Source organism: Croceivirga radicis, assembly GCF_002072105.2.
Classification (GTDB): Bacteria; Bacteroidota; Bacteroidia; order Flavobacteriales; family Flavobacteriaceae; genus Croceivirga; species Croceivirga radicis.
The window spans coordinates 320897-342074 of the sequence record NZ_MTBC01000004.1; the positions used below are offsets into that span (position 1 = coordinate 320897).

Sequence of the window (21178 nt, forward strand, 5' to 3'; positions counted from 1 at the left end):
GATGAATTAAATAAAACAGCAGCTTATGTGCATAATAGTGTAGTTTAACGAGTAAAATAAACCCCATGAACAAATTTGATTTCCTTTACTAAATATTCCCCTTCAAATAAATTAAACAAGATGCTAAAAATTAATGTGTTTAAAACAACATTTTTTAAATTTTTAATTGTCGGAGGTACAGGAGCAGTTATAAACCTTGTGGTTTATGCCGTTTTAATAAATTTTGATGTACATTATCTATTAGCATCATTAACTTCTTTTATGATTGCTGTTACGAGTAACTATTATTTTAATTCTAAATGGACTTTTAAAAATAGGGCACAACACAAATCTTATTTTAAAAAGTATTATGAATTTGTTGGGATAAGTAGTTTAAATCTTTTAACCAATCTTCTTTTTCTAACCATTACTTTATGGTATTTAGAAAACAATAGTAGTATTGCTAATATGCTTGTTACTAATCTTAAAGAATACTTAAACAAAGAACCAGATTTTTACAATAAAATAATTGCTCAGATTGTAGGGATTGGATTTGCCACTGTATTAAATTATTTAGGCAATAAATTTATAACATTTAAAAACGAGAATAGAGAACACTATATTAATTCTTAATATGAAAAAGACTGTACTAATTATTATACCTACGTATAATGAAAAGGATAATATAAATGAAATCTTATCTAAGGTATTTGCTGAACAAAACAACTTGGACGAACACCTATTGCATGTTCTAATAGTAGATGATAATTCTCCAGACGGAACCGCAGCTGTAGTGAATTCTCTAATGAAAGTTACTTATAGAGATAAACTCTTCATTTTAAACAGGCCGGGCAAACTGGGTTTGGGTACGGCTTACATCACAGGTTTTAAATGGGCATTGAAGGCCAATTATGATTTAATTTTTGAAATGGACGCAGATTTGTCACATGATCCAAAATACCTTCCTGAGTTCCTAAAAAAGTCTGAAAAAGCAGACTTGGTGTTAGGAACTAGATATATGCCAGGCGGTGGCGTTGTAAATTGGGGCAAACACAGAATTTTAATAAGTAAAGGCGGAAATATTTATTCTAAGCTAATACTAGGGCTACCCTACAGGGATTTAACCGGGGGATATAAGTGCTTTTCTAACAAAGTATTAAGAACATTAGATTTGGATAATATTATGTCTAATGGATATGCCTTTCAAATTGAATTAACTTACAGAACACACCTATTGGGTTATTCAATAAAAGAGACACCTATAGTATTTCACGATCGTATAGCTGGAAAATCTAAACTATCTAATACAGTTTTTTCAGAAGCGGTTAAAAATATTATTCTTTTACGCCTTCAAAAAAAGCGCTTACCCAAAAAAAAGAAGGTAAACACTAAATTCGTTACCGTTAGCTAGTTGAATTATTCCTTTAAACAATAAACGTCTTCAAATAGGGCTATTTTGCTAGCCCTTTTTTTGCATAAAGAATATACTTATGAAACTTACCTTCATAGAACTGTTCTTGCTCCATTACCTTAAAATAGTTTTTTTCTAGGTTAGCATTTTTATAATCCTTTCCTTTTTGTGTACGCAAAACCACAAAATCAGTTATAGCCTCAGAAACATAGTAATTTAAAGCATCTACATCATGAGGATATACATCATAATCGAAATTATGCTTCATAAAATAGTACGTTATGGGCGTTTTGGAAGCGGTATGGTATAACCCAACATCTAAGAACCCATAGTTTAATAAGGTAGATTCTGGATAAGCTTGTACATGCTCGGCAAAAGCATATTGAAACAAAACTTTCTTTTTAGTACCCATTAGATATCTATTGTGATGAAAGAAAAACATGACTATTGATAAGGATACCAAAGATATAATGCTATACAGCCAGATATTTTTTAAGGAATTGAAATATGAAAACCTATCTAGTTGAATAAAGAGAGTAATAATTCCAAATAGAATAAATGGGGTCATGATTTGAAAATAATAATCATGTCTTACCCCACCACCATAAACGGAAAAGTATAAAAACAAAAATGGTACCAGCAAACCAAACCTAACCCAAGGGTCCGATTCTATTTTTTTAGAAAAAAAGAATTTAAAAAGTCCAAATAATAAAACTACGGCAAACCAAGGATTTTGAACAAAATATACCAAAACAACCTTACCTGTCATAGTTACCAAATTATTTAGTAGACCTTGTGAACTAGTATAGTACTTGATATTTGTATAGAAGTAGACATTAAAAAAGTCATGTAATCCATTATGGATTGAAAAGTAAACTATCCAAGGTATTCCAGATATTACCATACCAGATAAAAACAGAAATGAAAACTGTATTGTTTTTCGGTATTGTTTCATATAAATACAATAAGCCAATAAAACTACCATCCAACCAAACCAATAACCAATCATAGAATACTTGATCAAAATAACACTACCCGCAAAAATTCCATTTATGATAAGAACAGAAGGCGAGACATTAAGTTTGGAATTACTCTTAAGTATTTTAGCTAGATAGTACATGCTGATACCCAAGAGAGGAACACAATATTCTTCTGCACTATCCCCGTGCAAAAAATTCTTAATAAACAAGATTAAGAACCCAGCTAAAGTTGTAGCCAGTAACAGATACTTTTCCTTAATATATAGGCCAATAAATTTTTGGGCAAAGATTAAAAATACTGTAAAAGCAATCCATTCCATTAAGAATACACCTATAAACGATTCTTTTGAAATTGTAGCTGCTAAGGCATGGATAAAATACAGTAAAGGGCCTTTTTGCTCAAATATATCTTTGTAAACAATTAAACCCTCTAGCATAGCCTTACCTACAGTAAATATTGCATTTGCATCTACCCAATCATTTATAGGGTATAAGGGAGATGATTTAGTAGCTATCAACAAAAACAGAAAAGCAACAAAAGAGGGAATAAAAAACTTCTTTATATAGGCCATGTTACAAAAGATAGGATTAAAAGTTGATTTATTAGGCATTAGATTATTTATCGCATTTAAAAATGATGTATCCTTAAAATAAAAAAGGAGCGTTAGCTCCTTTTCATTTTTAATTATCTACTAAAATTCTCTTAACAACAGGCTCCCTATTATTAAACATAATGGTTAAATAATAAATCTCATTACGTAATCTTGAAATGGGAACTGTGTATTCGTTATCATTTCTAAATAATTGAGCAGGATCATAATTACCTAAGAGTCTTCCTGCACCATCATGCAATAAGAATCTTGTAATATAAAAATCATCCTGTAAATCGTTAACATATAATGTTGTATTGCCTTCAGAAGCAGGATTAGGTGAAATAATAAATTTTGCTTCATCAACCGAATTTGTTTCATTTTCCAATACGACAATAGTCAATTCAGCTATATCATTTAATCCCTCTCCATCAGTTACCGTTAATGTCACATTATAAGTCCCTACTTCGTTAAATACATAAGAAGGGTTAACTTCGGAAGAAGTACCACCATCCCCAAAATTCCATTCATATTTTGCAATTGAAACATCATCAATAGAATTATCACCAGTAAATAAAACTGTCAATGGTGTTTCACCTTCGGATACATTTGAACTCGCGACTGCGACAGGTGCGGTATTTACGGGGTCTATTACCGTAATAATTAATTCAGTGGTTCCTATTAATCCAGCAGCATCAGTTACCGTAAGTACAACGGTATATTCCCCTGCCATAGTAAATGAATGGCTTGGATTTACTTCTGTTGAACTATTACCATCACCAAAATCCCATAGATAATCAACTATCTCAACATCATCCGTAGAATTGCTTCCTGTGAAATTTACCATCAATGGTGCTTCTCCTGAGGTAACATCTGCACTAGACACAGCCACCGGTGCCATATTTTCCGGTTCGGTAACTAAAATAATTAATTCAGCTGTATCCGTTAGGCCTTCGCCATCGGTTACTTTAAGCACAACGGTATATTCTCCTGCCGTAATAAATGAATGGCTTGGATTTACTTCTGTTGAAATATTACCATCACCAAAATCCCATAGATAATCAACTATCTCAACATCATCCGTAGAATTGCTTCCTGTGAAATTTACCATCAATGGTGCTTCTCCTGAGGTGACATCTGCATTAGATACAGCCACCGGTGCCATATTTTCCGGTTCGGTAACTAGAATAATTAATTCAGCTGTATCCGTTAGGCCTTCGCCATCGGTTACTGTAAGCACAACGGTATATTCCCCTGCCGTAATAAATGAATGGCTTGGATTTACTTCTGTTGAACTATTACCATCACCAAAATCCCATAGATAATCAACTATCTCAACATCATCCGTAGAATTGCTTCCTGTGAAATTTACCATCAATGGTGCTTCTCCAGTTGTAATATCTGAGGTTGCAATAGCAATCGGATTTGAGTTAACCGTTATGGTTAATTCTGCAGTGGAAGTACTACCAAAATCATCAGTTACTGTTAACACTACTGTATAGATACCCTGATTTGCGAATATATGAGTGGGATCCGCTTCTGATGATGTATCGCCATCTCCAAAGTCCCATAGGTAATTCACTATACCTTGATCATCCGTAGAGTTGCTTCCTATAAAATTAACCGTTAATGGTGGGTTGCCAGCCAATACATCTGCAGATATTACTGCATTGGGTGTTCCGTTAACCGTAATTGTTATTTCTGCCATATCTGTAGCTGAATTAGCGTCAGTTACGACTAAGGTAGCAGTATATTCTCCTGGTGTTGTATATGTATAAGATGGATTTTGTTCATTAGAAATTGAACCATCTCCAAAATTCCAAGCGTAACTTACTATTCCTACATCATCTGTAGAGTTGCTACCGATAAAATTAATAGATAGAGGAGCATCTCCAGAGGTAATGTCTGCACTTGCAATTGCCACTGGCGTACCATTAACGGTTACTGTTTGTGGAGCACTAGTATTTGAGTAACCATCCCCATCCGTAACGCTAAGTGATACTTCAAAAACCCCGGCATCTACATAGGTATATAAAGGATTTATTTCATTACTGATATCACCATTTCCAAAATCCCAATGGTATGTAACAATATCATTTTTATCGTCTGTTGAGTTAGACCCCGTAAACTGTACCGCAAGAGGGGTGTTCCCGGCCAAAATGTCTGCAGTAGCTATAGCCTCGGGAGCAAATCCGGTAGCTAAAAATTGCCATTTATAAATATCCGTTCCATTATCTTCCGCTATTTCTATATTGCCGCCAGCTCCTATTGTAACATAATAGCCGCTAAGTTCGCTTATTATATGATACATATTCTCTCCAGCATAAACCAATTTCCATTTTTGTGCATTGGAATTATTTCCGGTGTATTGCCATACGTTAGCGCCAACACTTGTATCTGAAAACTGAACATCAAAATATTTATCACTATGTAAAGCCCTTAATTTATAAAGGTCATTACCATCATATTCCAAAGCAAAATGTTGATAATTTGAACCATCATATCCTCCAGAAATGAAATTGGTTTCATTTGCCGTCCCTGCCGCTTCTGCCCGTATGGTTTCACCGGTTTCTACATTTACCAATCGATATTCACCTTCGCGTGGCGGTCCATTATCACCTCCATCGTTATCAAGGTTTCTTCCATTAAGAGTAGTTCCGATTCCGGTATAATTAGGGTCTATTAACGGAGCTATGGTAGTTAGTTCTATAAAATATTCTCTAACCCCGTCTACAAGCAAATCATCCTCTCCCGTCACCGTGATTTCTTGTGGAATATTCCAATTTGTGGGACTAAAAACTAGGGTTGTAGTAGACAGATTTATTTCATCGGCATCTCCTGTAATAGCTACACCAATGGTCACATTGTCTGTGGGTTCTTGGTCTAAGACAACCGCAAACGTCTCTGATTGTCCATCTTCATCTGTAAACAATTGATCCTTATTTGCCGTAATTCCCGCTAAGCTTGTTAGGCTAGGGTCTACAAACTGCCATCTGTAAATATCGGTACCATCCTCATTATCTACTATAATATTACCTGTTGCATCTATACCCAAATAATAACCACTCAGTACACTTATAATATGATAACTATTAAATCCGGCATCTACAATGGTCCATTTTTGAGCATTGGTACCATTGTTTCTATATTGAATTACATTGGCACCTGCATTTGTACTAGAATTGGCAACATCCACTACTTTACCACTGTGAACTGCTTGTAAGTTATATTGTCCGTTTCCAATATAAATTAATTCAAATTGCTCGTGTGACGCTTGCTCATAACTACCTTGTTGCACATTCCCAAAATCATCAATAGTAGCTCCTAGAAGTTCCATGGTGAGGCCACTAGAAACATTTACGATTCTATAAGTCCCAGGATCCGGGGGTGCTATACCACCGCCATCATCATCTGAGTTAGTGCCTTCTAAAATTTTACTAAAACCTTCGTAATCGGGATCTGCACTTGGCGAGCTTACCTTAACTAAAATTTCATAAGGTTGAGGTCCGTCTACATCGGTGTCATCTAATCCAGTAATGGTAATGGTTTGTGGAACATCCCAATCAAAAGTAGTAAATGTAATTTGATTAGTTGACAAATCAATTTCATCAGTATTTAAAACGGCTTGGATATCAACTGAAATATCTACTGATGGAGCACTTGCAAGAACAACCGTAAACTCTGCCGCACTTCCGTTTTCGCTAGTAGATACTATTTCTTTATTTAAAACAATGTCTCGTCCCGAAAGGTTTCCTGGCTCCCTAAACTGCCATTTTACAATGTCTGATCCATCATCAGGTATTACGGCAACATTTCCATCTGGCTGTACGCCTAAAAAATACCCACTTAATTTACTTATGATATAATATGAATCATTTCCTGCATCTACTAATTGCCATAACTGAGCATCTGTTCCGTTGCCTGCATATTGCCAAACATTGGCACCTGGATTTGTATTTGAGCTGGCCACATCCAGATATCGGTTACTATGATCAGCTTTAAATTGATAATACCCTCCCGTAGCATTTTCCAATTCAAAATGCTGGCTATCTAAAACCTGATAGGCTCCTTGATCAATATTTCCTTCATTTGTGCCAATACCATCTTCTACTTGTAAAGTGCCTCCTGTCTCAACGTTAACCAATCTATACAAACCAAAATCTGGTAATTCTGCCTGTGGCGCCAATTGGTTTATCCATGCTTCCAACAATGCCACGCCTGCTTCATCTATTTTTCCTTTTGCTAAAGGAGGCATCATAATACTTGGATCTACACTATTGGTCCTATGGTATAAAATACTTTTATTAGCATCACTCGGATAGAGGATTCGCTCTTCTGCGTCTACACCAAGAGGGGTAAGTATATCAGCGTTTAACAACCCTGTTTGCGCCAAGGTATTTACCAATCTTAAATCAAAATCTGCTCGGTTACCGGTTGCAGGTTGGTGGCAATAAGCACAATTTAAATCTAAATAAGAACGGGCTTTCTCTTCCAAGCTCGCGGCATTATCATTAATAGAAGTGTGCGTTAAAAAATTAGGAGTGTCCGTATCAGTTATGGTTTCGTTTAAAATACCCAAATGACTAAGCGTAACCAATTGGTTACCCACAACGCCTCCCTTTTCAGAATAATCATAATCTTTATTTAAAAATCTAGTTCTAGGCCCTAAAGTACCTCCTAGTGCAGGATTATGACAACTAATACACTCACTATTACTTGGATAATGCCAAGTTTCTGTCTTGGTTCCTCCAGTTAAGGTAGTAACTTGAATGGGTTCATCCCTTCCAATTTCCTGTAACACTGCATCACTTTCATCCGGCAACCATCTATAAGTTAAAAAATAAAAATTTCCGTCTTGTCCTTTAATAGAAAATCGTGTTTCCACTTTACGAGTAATCGTTGGATCTCTCTCATCTATGGGATAATCAAAATGTTTAATCAGAACTGAACCTACTGGAAAATCCCAAACCCCATTCTCAGAAAATTGAATTTGTTCAGCAGCAGTATCATGGGCGCCATCGTTGGGTATGGCCATCCAACGTTTTTTTGTAGCTCCATCTGACCAAAAAGGGTCAATCATTTCATACGGAATAATACCAGGATTAACTTCTAAAGTCCCTAAATCTGAAAATGCCCCTGTATCAGATAAGTTTTGAGGCATGCCGGTATAGCTAATGCCCGGGGTGGTCAGTTTATATAAATTTACATCGTTTCCATATTTTAATAGGTACAATTCATTGTCGTATCCTTGACCAAAGGATATAACATCAGCAGGGGAAAAATTACCTATTATTTCATAAATTCCAGTGGCGATATCAATTGAAAATATTTCATCACCATCTCCGTAATCTGCACAAATATATTTCCCCTGCAAATCAGGTATCTCACTCCCCCTATATACGTAACCACCAATTATAGAATTTGCATCATCAGGGGCAAAACTGGTTAATGGCCCTTGATGCGGCATATTATTATACATTTGGGAAATACAGTTAGAATCTACATTGAAAACTGCATCCCCTTCAAAAAACGGCCAACCATAATTTTTACCACTCTCCAAAATGTTAACCTCCTCATGTGTATTTTCCCCAACCTCACCAATGTACATTGTACCTGTGTCACTATCTTTAGAAATTCTATGTGGATTTCTATGACCTAGTGAAAAGTATTCCTCAAAGGTATCTCCTGTGGGACTTGGGAATGGATTGTCATTAGGAATAAAATAATATCGGCCAGAAAACTCATCTAATTCACCTGCACCTGAACTAGCCAACGTTCTAATTGGAGTATGACTAGATAATGGATTCATATCTATATCTAAACGCAAAACACCACCATCCAAATTTTCTGCTATATCCTGAGCGTTCCTGTAAGTGGCTTGGTCTCCTGTTGTTATGTACAAGTAGCCATCATTACCAAAAACCATATCTCCTCCTCTATGGGTAGTATTATACATTCTTCGCTTAATCATTTGTTGACGACTACCAGGAAGAAATGTCATACTAGTAGGGTCTACTTCAAATCGCTCCAATATCAAGAAATTTCCAAAATACCTTTCCAAACCACACGAAAACCCTTGTGGGCTACCAAGAGTATTTCCTGGTTCTGCGGTAGTGTAGTAAATGTAAAAATAATTTTTACCTGCTGTACCAAATTGCGGATGTATTGCCAAACCTAAAAATCCGCCATCCCAAACTTCTCCATTGGTGTGATCCCCAACCTCTGCAGAAAAATCAACTACCTCAGTTTTTGTAGTAGTAGTTTGGTCGTCGACCATCCAAAATATACGGCCATCCAACTGTCCTACCACCACTCTATTTTGGTTTGGAACGGTTACATATTTGATTGGTGAGTCAAATTTCACCCCAGGATAAGCCACTTGATATGGTGTTTGAACTGCCCCTACATTGGGAAAACTATTATTTAAAAAACCACCAATAGGTTCCGCATCCGTTATTCCAGGACCAAAAAACAAAGGACCAAAACCTGTACTTAAAGCGAAAGCAAAGGCAATACCTATACCTAATAGCCAATTTGGTTTCTTTAATAATTTGTAATTTTTTTTCATAGGGAGCAATTTAACGTGTAATCCAATTTAGTGTTCAAGTAAATAACGTTACAAAAAAAAGGCTTAACCTTTTAAAAAACAGTAAATATCGTTTAAGTGAAGAAATTAAACGATGAGTTTCTAAAACCTATTTTTAGCGAAAACAATAAAAATAAAATAGGATCGTTATCTTTGCTAAGAATTAATGGAGGAATGGCAGAGTGGCTTATTGCAATTTAAAATTTTAACATTTTAAATGAGGGTAAAACTTCCGAGGGTTCGAATCCCTTCTTCCTCCGCACAAAAGGCTTTCTTCAATATATAGAAAGCCTTTTTTACCTACACTTTACCGTTTTTTTATTCCGATAATCAAATAACAACCTTTATTGTTTTCTATTTTTTGAAGATTATAGACTTTTGAAAAAACAACTTTTATGAACCCTAACATAACCTTTATTGGTGCTGGTATAGCAACAAGCTATTGTATTCTTGAGTTACTTAATCAAGTAAAAGATAAAGACATTGATCTAACAATAACGGTAATTGATAAAAGTAATGACTTTTTTAAAGGGTTCCCGTATGGAGAAAGGTCTGGCAAGGCTGTATTACTTATACAAAATTTAGAAAATTTTATTTCAGAACCCGACAAGTCTGATTTTATAAAATGGATGGAAGAAAATATAGAAAATCTTCTATTGGATTTTAGAAATAGCGGTAAGGAATATGCATTAAATTGGATCAACAATAACAAAACTTTTATTGAAAAAAAACAATGGAATCAACTATATGTTCCTAGATTCTTTTTTGGCAACTACATTAGTGAAAAAGTAGAAAACGCAATAAAGACTATAAATAACGTCAAGGTTTTAACAATAACAGGAGAAGTAACATCTATTAAAAAAAGTAGCGCTACTGAATTTGCTATTAAATTAGATAATGGTACTACACTATATTCAGAGAAAACGGTACTGGCTACAGGTTCTCTACCCTATAAAATTTTAAAAGGATCAGAAAATATAGATTCAAGATTTTTGTATGTAAAACAACCTTATGACCCAAGTAGTCTAGAAAATATTAAACGTGTAAAGGAATTTATAAACCATAACAAAACTAAAATTCCTTTCTTTAAAATATTAGTTTTAGGGGCAAATGCCAGTGGGCTAGAAATGATTTATCGATTAAATGAAGAAATCGATTCCGAGTTAAATGTTTCTTATACGAGTATGTCATCTCACGGTATAATGCCCGATTCTAAATTTAATTTAGAAAAATATGAAAAATTTTATCCTAAGCATTTACATGCCTTAAAAGAAAAGAAGAAAATTACTGCAGAAGATATTGGCATTGCAGCAAATAAAGATATTGATTTAGCAGAATCATTACAAATAGGAGCTGCCACTTCTGTAAAAGCAATATCTCCAGCATTTGCTCAATTATTACCAAAATTAAACGAAAATGAGCTTTTAAAATTCGCCTATTTTCATGGAAACCAAATAGGAAGCAGACAAAGATGTGCTGGAAAGCATTATACCGCAGTGATAGAAGGTTTGACAAAAAATAAAAGATTTAAACATCTTAAAGGAAGGTTTATTGGCATTGAAAATAACAGCAACGGAATAAAAGTAAATTTTTCAAATGGAACTGAATCAAATTCTGAAATTTTTGATGTCGTAATTAATTGCTTAGGAAGCATGAAACTAGATGACAACAATTTACCTAATTTATATAAATCATTACAAAAAGATAATCTGGCAACCATTGCTCCAAGCAAGATTGGAATTATTGTAGACAAGCAAATGCAAGCCTCTGAAAACCTATTTATAGCAGGACCGTTGTTAGCTGGCAATAAAATTAAAGATAAGATTTTTTGGCACCTAGAGCATTGTGTAAGAATTATATATTCAAGCCGATTTTTGGCTCATCAAATTATTGATAAGCTTTAAATTATTTTTTATCTAACACAAATTAGACACATAGCTTAGATAGTAAATGTATATTTGTCAAAGATTTAAGACAAATGGTATTTTCATTAAAATTTAATATTTATTTATACCTAGGCTTTGCGCTGTTAGCACAAATAACATTTGCACAAATTTCGTATGAAAATGCATTCTCAAATCTCAACTTTAGACTACCCGTTGAAATACAAAATTCTAATGATGGCACCAACAGACTATTTGTTGTAGAACAAGAAGGATTAATAAAAGTATTCGCGAACGCTAGTACAACCCAAGCAAATGATGTTGATACACTTCTAGATATAACAAATAAAGTTTCTTTTTCTAGCGGGCAAGAAATTGGGCTGTTAGGGCTGGCTTTTCATCCCAACTTTAGTATCAATGGGTATTTCTATGTATTCTATATAGACCGCCCAAACAATTATCGTTTTAATATATCTAGATTCACCATAAGTGATAGCAATCCAAATTTAGCAGACCCTAATTCGGAACTAATACTCTATCAATTTGAAAAAAATCAACCAGAAAGCAATCATAATGGGGGCAAAATTGCTTTTGGTCCAGATGGTTACCTCTATATTTCTGTAGGTGATGGTGGTGGTGGTGGCGATCCACAAAGAAATGCTCAAAATCTGGACAACCCATACGGAAGTTTTTTGAGAATTGATGTGGATGTAGACGGTACTAATATACTCAGTAAAAATGGCAACTATGAAATTCCGATAGACAACCCTTTGGTTGGAAGCACTGGTTTGGATGAAATTTATGCATGGGGCATACGCAATACGTGGAAATTCTCTTTTTATAATAATACACTGTTCGGAGCAGATGTAGGGCAAGATTTTGTTGAGGAAATTAATTTAATCAACAATGGAGAAAACTATGGCTGGAGTAGATATGAAGGTGATGCTGATTATAGAGTTAGTGATAACCTTATCACCAACCCAGATACTAAGCCCCTTTTTACCTATAACCATACCAATGGAGATAAGTCTATAACCGGTGGTTATGTTTATCGTGGTCCAATGACCAATAGCCAGCTTACTGGCAAGTATATCTATGGTGATTTTGAATCTGGTAGAGTTTGGGCGCTAACCTATGACACCAATTCATTTTCTACAAGTTCTGAGCTATTATTTAGAACTAGTGGATTACCTATTTCTTCTTTTGGAGAAGCCGAAAACGGAGAGCTTTACTTTGCTAGTTACGGGCTTAATGGTAAGATTTACAAAATAACCGATGAAAACGCTGGTCCTAGTACCACTGCCCTCCCTGGTTTGGGTTATTTTTCTGAAACTGGTATCAACGGAACCAATGGTGTTATACATACCATCCAAAATGATGGTAATAACAATTTTTATGTGGGTGGAGAATTTACTTCTGTAGATTTAACCAATACGGTTAACCTAGCTAAATATTCTGTAACCCAAGGATGGGAAAGGGTTTTACAAGATTGTAATGGCAGTATTGATGCACTGGCCATAGATAATGAAGGTAATCTTTATGTAGGTGGAGCTTTTACTCAAATTGCAGGGATTACAGCTAACTATATTGCAAAATTTGATGGCACAAATTGGAGTAGCTTAGGATCCGGAACAGATGGCCCTGTAGCATCCATAGTTATAAACAATGAAAGTCAGATTTATGCCGGAGGTGCATTTATAACTGCTGGTGGTGTAGAAGTAAATAATATTGCTATATGGAATGGCACCAATTGGGATGCTCTGACAAATACTGATACAGGCATAGCAGGAACCAACAACGAGGTAAGAGCTTTAGCCTTTGATGCTGCCGGAACTTTATATGTTGGGGGTAATTTTGATACTGCCGGAGGAATATCAGCCCCTAGAATTGCCACCTTTTCTACAAATACGTGGGGAACTTTAGGCACCGGTACAAGCGGTTTTGTACTAGACATTTTACCTGTGGATAATTATATTTATTTGGCAGGTAATTTTACAATAGCAAACAATGAAACCGCGAATAGAGTTGCAAGATACAACAAGCAAACGAATACTTTTGAGCCCTTAAACCTAGGTCTAAGCGGTACGGTTTACGGATTAACCAACCATAACAACACCATTTACGCTGTTGGTAATTTTGAAACCTTTAGCAACGAAACGAATGTAAATGTAATTGCCAATAATATTGCCCAATGGGATGACCTTAATGGCTGGCAACCTTTAGGAGTTAATACAAGTATTGGCACCGATGGCCTAATAGAAGATTTGTGTTTTACTACGGAGAAAGATGCGTTATTCATAGCTGGAAATTTTAGCAACGCTGGTACCACATCTGTGAATAACATTACTAAGTGGAGTACTACCAATCCTTGTACGACCTTTGAATTTAGAACAGAAACTACCGTAGAAGGCACAAGCACCAATAATTTAGTAGTTGATGTTGTTGCAACTAATACTGTAACAATAAGCCTATTAAACACTATTGATTACTACATACATGACCCCAATACTATAGTCCATGATGGCAGTTTAACACTAGAAAACTTTAATGCCTCACAAGCTGGTGACTACACTATTAGTACCACAGAAGGATGTTCCACTATTTTAGAATTACGATTAGTTGAAGCTCCCGATGAGGATAGCGATAATGATGGTGTTATAAACAGTCTAGATGCTTGCCCAAATACTCCAGTAGGAGAAACGGTAGACGATAATGGATGTAGTATTGCCCAACAAGATATTGATGGTGATGGCATACTAAATATTCTTGATTTATGTCCTGACACCCCACTTGGAGCTTCTGTTAACGCGGATGGATGTGCCTTGAGTCAATTAGATACAGATAACGATGGTGTGAATGATGCTATCGACATTTGCCCATATACACCCGAAAATGCCACGGTAGATTCATTAGGTTGCGTTATAGAACCTATTGCCACAGATAATTTTAGAATTACAAAAACAAACACTAGTTGTTATAACTCTGATGACGGTGCCTTAAAAGTTACCACAGATTTGATGCTTAATTATAGAGCGATACTTCTATTTGAGAATGTTGAGACTAGCTTTTCTTTTACCAACATTTTAAGTTTGGATAATTTAAGTCAAGGAAATTATACTTTATGCTTTTATGCAAACGAATATCCAGAATTTGAATATTGTGTTGAAATAATTATTGGAGGGCCCTCGGAGTTAGAGGTTAATGGCGTTTTAGATGCACAAGAAGAAATTTATATTTTGAGTTTAACCGCTGGGACCAAACATAAAGTAACCTTAAACGACAATAGTTTTGAAACTTCTTCCGGACAAGTTTCTCTCAAACTACAAAAAGGAACAAATAGTATTAAGGTAACCTCCTTAGACTCCTGCCAAGGTATTTTTGAAGAACAAATTAATTTAAACGATACCATGTTAGTCTATCCAAATCCGTTCGATGACCAATTATTTGTACAAGTCCCATTCGGCTCAGGTTCTTCTTTGGATATTACTTTAACCGATTTAAGTGGAAAAATGATTTTTAACACCTCTTCTTATTCCAATGATAGATTACATGGATTTTCGCCAGAAAGTTTAACCTCAGGATTATACATACTCACCTGCTCCTACAATGGGTCAAAACAATTGTTTAAAATTATTAAACGATGAAAAATAAACCGTCATTATTAAGCATTTTGAGCATTTTTTGCGTCATTGGATGTAGCAAAAATCTGGATCTAGTAAATGAAATAATAGGCCCGCCTACAAAAGTTAATTTAGTTTATCCAGAAAATAATGGTATCTGTACCACCGGTACTGCTATTAATGAGTTAATAAGTGAGGTTGAATTTGATTGGTCAGATGCTGCAATTGGAAATCGATATCAAGTAAATTTAACCAATCTTATCACAAACGAACAAACCACCTATCCTAGTGAGGATAGTAGTATAAACATAGAACTTTTAAAAGGTACACCCTATCAATGGTCGGTAGTTACATATTTAGACGAAACAGCTGAAAATATTGAAAGTGATACAGCTGTTTTTTACAATTCTGCCGAGCAAATAACCTCTTATGTTCCCTTTCCTGCAAATGCCATAACACCACATAACGGACAAGAAGTACATACGGCTACAATTACGCTTTTATGGAAAGTAACAGATATTGATGACGATGTAGTTTCGTATTCGGTTTATTTTGGTCCTAATGAAAATCCTGAACTGTATTCACAAACCACGGCTACTTTGATAGAGAATATACAAGTGGAAAATAACACAGAATATTATTGGTACGTTGTTAGTACAGATGCTAATGATAACAGCTCCAAATCAAATGTTTTTGAATTTTTTACAAGATATTGAGTTTAAAACTCCAATATCTTAAATTCTGAACGTCTGTTTTCCCTATGCTTACTTTCTGGACAATACACTCCGTCTGCACATTCATTAGTCAATTGGTTTTCCCCAAACGCTTGCGATTTTAAATTAGACTCTGATACTCCTTGGGCCAATAAATAATCTGTAGTTCTTTTTACCCTACGCTCAGATAACCATTGGTTATACGTATTGGTACCTCGAGCGTCTGTGTAAGAACTAACTTCTAGTACTAAAGAAGGGTTCTCCTGCAAAAGCACAGCTAACTTGTCTAAGGTGCTTTTAGACGCTGTATTCAAATAAGAAGAATTCAAGTCAAAATAAACCAATCCTAAATTGTCTATAGCATTGCGCAAAGCATCTTTTTTAGCTTGCAGCGCATCTTGCTTTGCTTTTTCCGCTGCTGCCAAATCTGCCGCTTCTTTTTCCTTTTTTAATCGTTCTGCCAGCGCTGCAGCCTCCCTCTTGGCAGCATCAATACTATCTTGGCGCTTTTTCATGGCTTCTTCTAGCTCCATAATTTTGGCTAGTTTTTCTTCGCCCTTCGGATTTAAATCCTTTTCTACACCAAAGCGGTAAACAACACCAGCTGCATGTTGTATATGATTGGTAGAATTTTCTTTGTTCATGGTCCACTTTCCTGTAGAACTAAAGTCTAATCCCCAATTATCTGAAAACCATGTTCTAAAACCTACATTGGCATTATAAGTTCCCCTACCCTGTTCATTGGCTTGGGTATAACCTGCTCCAACACCTACATAGGGGTCAAACCAACCAGTTTCCCCTAGAATTTTATTTAAATCGTAATTAATGCGAATATCTCCAGCGTAATAATCTTTTTCTTCGGTATTTACTAGACCGTCGATTACCTTGCCTTCTTGGTATTGATTATAGGAACCAACCAATTCTAAGCCTAAACCATTCTTAAAATATTTACCAATGCTTACTCTAGAAGGGTGCGGAACCATATTCCAGTTATCGGAAAAATTAAAAACATCACTGAATTCTGAACCCGCATCATCTACGGCATTAACACCAAGACCGAATACCCAGCTGCTGACCACCATAGAATCTTTTGCGGTTAAAACTGGCATTTCCTCTTGAGACCATAGTGAATAACAATTCACGACGAGAACTAAAAACAAAACGAATTTGGTTAATTTCATTTTAACGTATTTGGGTATTTCTTATCAAAAGTAATGGAAATTGAAAAAAACAAACTGTATTCCCTGTAAGAAGAAAATTACATCGATAAACTAACGCTAATAGGAATTTTTAAAACGAGATTTATACGCTTTCTCGTAAACTTCCTCATATAAGGGCACTATATTGGTTATCTCGAACTTTTTAGAGGCTAAATAAGCGTTTTCTTTAAATTGAGCCATGCGTGAGTCATCTCTTAAGATATCCAGGGCGTACGCAGCCATTTCATCTACATTGCCCACATCACTCAAATAGCCGGTAATTCCCTGTTCATTAACTTCTGGAATACCACCTGTATTACTAGAAACCACCGCTACTTTATTGGCCATAGCCTCCAACGCTGCCAAGCCAAAACTTTCCGTTTCTGATGGCAACAAAAATAAATCTGAGAAGCAAAGAATACGGTCTATTTCATTGCTGTTTCCTAAGAATAACACTTTGTCCTCTATTCCTAACGTTTCGCACTGTAGCTCTGCCTTTTCCTTTTCTGGTCCATCTCCTACCATAATTAATTTGGCGGGAATCTCTTTTTGTACCTTATAAAAAATGGATACCACATCCGTAATTCGTTTTACTTTTCTAAAATTACTGATATGGGTAATAATACGTTCATCTGCCGATGCCATTAAACTCCGCTGGCAATCCGTAAATGCATTTTGGTACTTTCTAGAGTCTATGAAGTTGGGGATAACTTCAATATCATTTTCTACATCAAAAATATCCAAAGTTTTTTGCCTCAAATCTGCCGAAACCGCGGTAACCACGTCTGATTTATTTATGCTAAAGGTTACTGCTGATTTGTAAAAGGGATGGTTGCCCACCAAAGTAATATCCGTACCATGTAAGGTAGTCACCATTGGTATATAAATATCTTCTTCTTTCAACATTTTCTTGGCCATATAACCGGCATACGCATGGGGTATGGCGTAATGTACGTGCAATAATTCTATACCGTAGTGCTTAATAGTATCTACCAATTTACTACTCAATGCCAATTCATAGGGCTGGTAGCGGAACAATGGGTATTGTGGCACGTGCACCTCATGGAAATAAATATTGTTATTTAACAATCCCAATCTTACGGGTTGTTGGTACGTTACAAAATGTACCTCGTGTCCTCTTTCTGCCAAGGCAATACCTAATTCTGTGGCCACAACTCCACTACCTCCAAAAGTAGGGTAACAAACTATTGCAATTTTCATGCGCCTAAATTAGGTCTTTATTTATAACCTAATTGATAATGGAATCATAAATAGCTTGTTGAATACGTGTACGCAATCCTGATTTTACCAAAAGATTATTCGTCATGGTAGGATAGGTCCTATTACTTAAAAAAACATAGACTATTTCCTCCTCTGGGTCTGCCCAAGTATATGTTCCTGTAAATCCGCTATGACCAAAACTTTCTTTGGATACGCAGCCACAGGTTGGTCCTGAGTTTTTTAATTGGGGCTTATCAAACCCTACCCCTCTTCTAACATCTTCGTCACAAAAGTAGCAGGTATTAAATTTCTTAATGGTTCGGGCATCAAAAAAACGTGTTCCGCCGTAATATCCTCCTTGAATATACATTTGCATAATCTTGGCCACATCTAAAGCATTACTAAATAAACCGGCATGCCCACCAACACCGCCTTGCATGGCCGCACCCATATCGTGCACATAACCTTGTACTCTTTTATAGCGGTAATAGTTATCTTCTTCCGTAGGCACAATAGAATCCCTTGGAAATTGGTCCAGAGGATTATACGCCATATGTGTGGCACCAATTGGCTTTAATAAAAAATCCGTTAAAAGAGTATCAATTCGTTGTTTGTTGGTATCCTCTACATATTTTTTCATAACGTAGTAGGCCACGTCAGAGTACCTGTATTTATTACTTTTAAGTTCTTGTCTGCCAATTCTATTGTAGATAGAATCTTTATAGGCATTACTTAAATAGAGCCCATCAAACACCTTAGTAGCATAATCTTTTGAAGGCGTTTTACGATAATAAAAATCAGAAGGTTTTCTATTTTCGTCCAACGTACTTAGGTAAAAGGCAATCCAAGCAGGCAACCTACCATAATGTGACAAAGCTTTGAGTACGGTTACATCTTTTAATTCAGATTCCGCATAAGCGGGAATTAGCTCCTGAAAGGTATAATCCAATTTTAGCTTTCCTTCTTCTTCCAATTTCATGACCAATGGCAGTGTACCAAGTATCTTGGTAACCGAAGCCAAATCGAACAAATAATTATTGTGGATGCTATCTTTAGAATCGTAGGTAGGTTTGCCAAAACTTTTATGGTACACCACCTTACCTTTTCTGCTAATTAACACTTGTGCCCCTGGAAACATTAATGAATCTAACCCTTCTTGCACCAAAGAATCTACTTGCGCTAGACCTGTACTACTTAACCCTACCCTTTCTGGTCTACTAAAACCTAAACGGGCAATCGCTTTGGTAGTTATACCAGTATTGACTTTAAAGCTAGGATGTGCGGTAACCGGTAACCTCCCTTTTGCACCTATGGCCCCGAACAATACCTCTGCAGCCTTTTCTTGGGCTACTTTACTATTTTGATAGGCTACTAGTATACCATCCATAGCTTCCCAATCCTGAACATCTAATAAAGCATAAGGTTTGGTAAAAACCGTTAAAACGGTATTACTAGTGCGCATTCTGGCAATTTCTTGTACCCAGTATTTTTCATTTTCGGTAAAACTATGCGCTTTCCAAGGTGATGCATTGCTTCTATGCAAACCTATAATCACAAAATTGTAATGTCTAATTTTGTCTCTATATTCAGCAATATCTTTAGCGGTTATTACATCTACGGCTGCGTATTTTTTTAAGGTGTTTACGTAGGTTGTGTTATCCGAATCGCCAAATTTGACATAGGCAATCTTCTTATTGTCTAGTTTTCTTAACGGTAATAAGTTGAACTTGTTCTTTACTACGGTAATTGCATTTTCTATTGCGGTTTCGTACAACAAATCATCTTCTATAGTATTTAAATCTGCAATTAAATTTTCTAAAGGAACGGGTTTGTAGTTTGCCAAGCCCACTTTATATTTTGCTTTTAAAATTTTCTTTACCGAAGCTTCTAAGCGTGCCTCACTTATTTTCCCCTTCTGGTAAGCTGCGGTTAATTTTTGATGGGCACTGGCAACATCAACAGGCATTAATAACATATCGTTACCAGCCATAAAAGCAGCTAATTCTACCTCACCTTCTGGAGCGTACTTCCGCACCCCTTGCATGTTTAGGGCATCTGTTAGTACCATACCCTTATAATTTAATTCCGTTTTTAAATAATCCGTGATTATGTTTTTAGAGAGGGAAGAAGGAAAATCAGCCTTAGGTTCCATAGCTGGTATACTTAAATGCCCTACCATTATAGAGCTTATACCTGTATCTATTAACTTTTTAAAGGGGTAGAGTTCAATACTGTCCAACCGTTTTTGTGTAAAATCTAAGAACGGTAAATCCTTATGACTATCCGTAGCAGTATCTCCATGCCCCGGAAAATGCTTACCAGAACCCAATACCCCAACACTTTCCATACCTTGTAAAAATGCAATGCCTTTTCGGGTTACATTCTCGCGATCTTCCCCAAAGGAACGATTACCAATTATTGGATTTTTAGCATTATTGTTTATATCTAAATCGGGCGCAAAATTTATATGTACCCCTATTCGTTTAGCATGCTTTCCTATACTGCGGCCTACTGCTTTTACAATAGAATCTTTTTGAATAGCACCCAAGGTCATATTCCATGGATAACTAAAAGTAGAATCTAACCGCATGGCCAATCCCCATTCTGCATCTTGACCAATTAACAAAGGTATCTTTGCCACAGATTGGTAATCATTTGTAAGCCTAGCCTGCCTTACCGGCCCACCTTTGGAAAAAATAACCCCACCCAAATGATAATTTTTTATTTGCGCTTTAATCTTATCCGTAGCTGTTTTAGACTGGTCAGAAGCTACGCTAACCATAAATAACTGTCCTATTTTTTCGGATAAGGACATTGAATCATAGGTAGTATTGACCCATGCTTTTTGCGCCAAGGAATCACTGGTTAAGAGCGGGTCTACTTGAGCAATTGAAACATTTAGGAATAAAAAAAAGGCTATCGAAAGTACTGCGAATTTTTGTTGCTTCATAAATCGGATGTCGTCCACTTAGAGCGATTAAAAATATTGTATTTCA

10 protein-coding genes and 1 tRNA gene are annotated in these 21178 nt (G+C 35.9%); 6 read left to right on the top strand and 5 right to left on the bottom strand.

What is annotated here, in order from left to right; all coding sequences use genetic code 11:
* Positions 1-120: 120 nt before the first annotated feature.
* The gene (locus BUL40_RS08360; RefSeq protein WP_080318871.1) at positions 121-612 is read left to right on the top strand and encodes a GtrA family protein; all 492 of its coding nucleotides are present in this window, start codon (positions 121-123) and stop codon (positions 610-612) included.
* Between the two features lies 1 nt (position 613).
* On the top strand, positions 614-1390 hold the full coding sequence (locus BUL40_RS08365) for a polyprenol monophosphomannose synthase (RefSeq protein WP_080318872.1): 777 nt from the start codon (positions 614-616) through the stop codon (positions 1388-1390).
* Positions 1391-1430: 40 nt separating this feature from the next.
* Here the strand turns inward: BUL40_RS08365 and BUL40_RS08370 are convergent, their stop codons facing one another.
* Positions 1431-2942, bottom strand: coding sequence for a hypothetical protein (locus BUL40_RS08370; RefSeq protein ID WP_080318873.1), 1512 nt, complete (start codon positions 2940-2942; stop codon positions 1431-1433).
* 109 nt (positions 2943-3051) lie between these two features.
* On the bottom strand, positions 3052-9528 hold the full coding sequence (locus tag BUL40_RS08375) for a PKD domain-containing protein (RefSeq protein WP_080318874.1): 6477 nt from the start codon (positions 9526-9528) through the stop codon (positions 3052-3054).
* A 186-nt stretch (positions 9529-9714) separates the two neighbouring features.
* Between BUL40_RS08375 and BUL40_RS15745 the strand changes: the two genes are divergently transcribed.
* The 4 genes from BUL40_RS15745 (at position 9715) to BUL40_RS08390 (ending at position 15765) form a co-directional block, all read left to right on the top strand.
* A tRNA-OTHER gene (locus BUL40_RS15745) sits at positions 9715-9806 on the top strand.
* A 135-nt stretch (positions 9807-9941) separates the two neighbouring features.
* Positions 9942-11450 carry an FAD/NAD(P)-binding protein gene (locus BUL40_RS08380; RefSeq protein WP_080318875.1) on the top strand — a complete coding sequence of 503 codons (1509 nt, stop codon included), beginning with the start codon at positions 9942-9944 and terminating at the stop codon, positions 11448-11450.
* A gap of 74 nt (positions 11451-11524) precedes the next feature.
* Complete coding sequence (locus BUL40_RS08385; RefSeq protein ID WP_080318876.1) at positions 11525-15073, top strand: PQQ-dependent sugar dehydrogenase; 3549 nt, start codon at positions 11525-11527, stop codon at positions 15071-15073.
* The gene (locus BUL40_RS08390; RefSeq protein ID WP_080318877.1) at positions 15070-15765 is read left to right on the top strand and encodes a hypothetical protein; all 696 of its coding nucleotides are present in this window, start codon (positions 15070-15072) and stop codon (positions 15763-15765) included. The genes BUL40_RS08385 and BUL40_RS08390 overlap by 4 nt, the downstream gene beginning before the upstream one ends.
* A gap of 2 nt (positions 15766-15767) precedes the next feature.
* Here BUL40_RS08390 and BUL40_RS08395 read toward each other — a convergent pair whose 3' ends face one another.
* The 3 genes from BUL40_RS08395 to BUL40_RS08405 form a co-directional block, all read right to left on the bottom strand.
* Positions 15768-16943: an OmpA family protein gene (locus BUL40_RS08395; RefSeq protein ID WP_080318878.1), complete on the bottom strand. Its 1176-nt coding sequence runs from the start codon at positions 16941-16943 to the stop codon at positions 15768-15770.
* Between the two features lie 96 nt (positions 16944-17039).
* Complete coding sequence (gene bshA, locus BUL40_RS08400; RefSeq protein ID WP_080318879.1) at positions 17040-18182, bottom strand: N-acetyl-alpha-D-glucosaminyl L-malate synthase BshA; 1143 nt, start codon at positions 18180-18182, stop codon at positions 17040-17042.
* Positions 18183-18210: 28 nt separating this feature from the next.
* Positions 18211-21132 (bottom strand): glycoside hydrolase family 3 N-terminal domain-containing protein, encoded by a 2922-nt coding sequence (locus tag BUL40_RS08405; protein WP_080318880.1) that lies wholly within the window; start codon positions 21130-21132, stop codon positions 18211-18213.
* Positions 21133-21178: the final 46 nt, after the last annotated feature.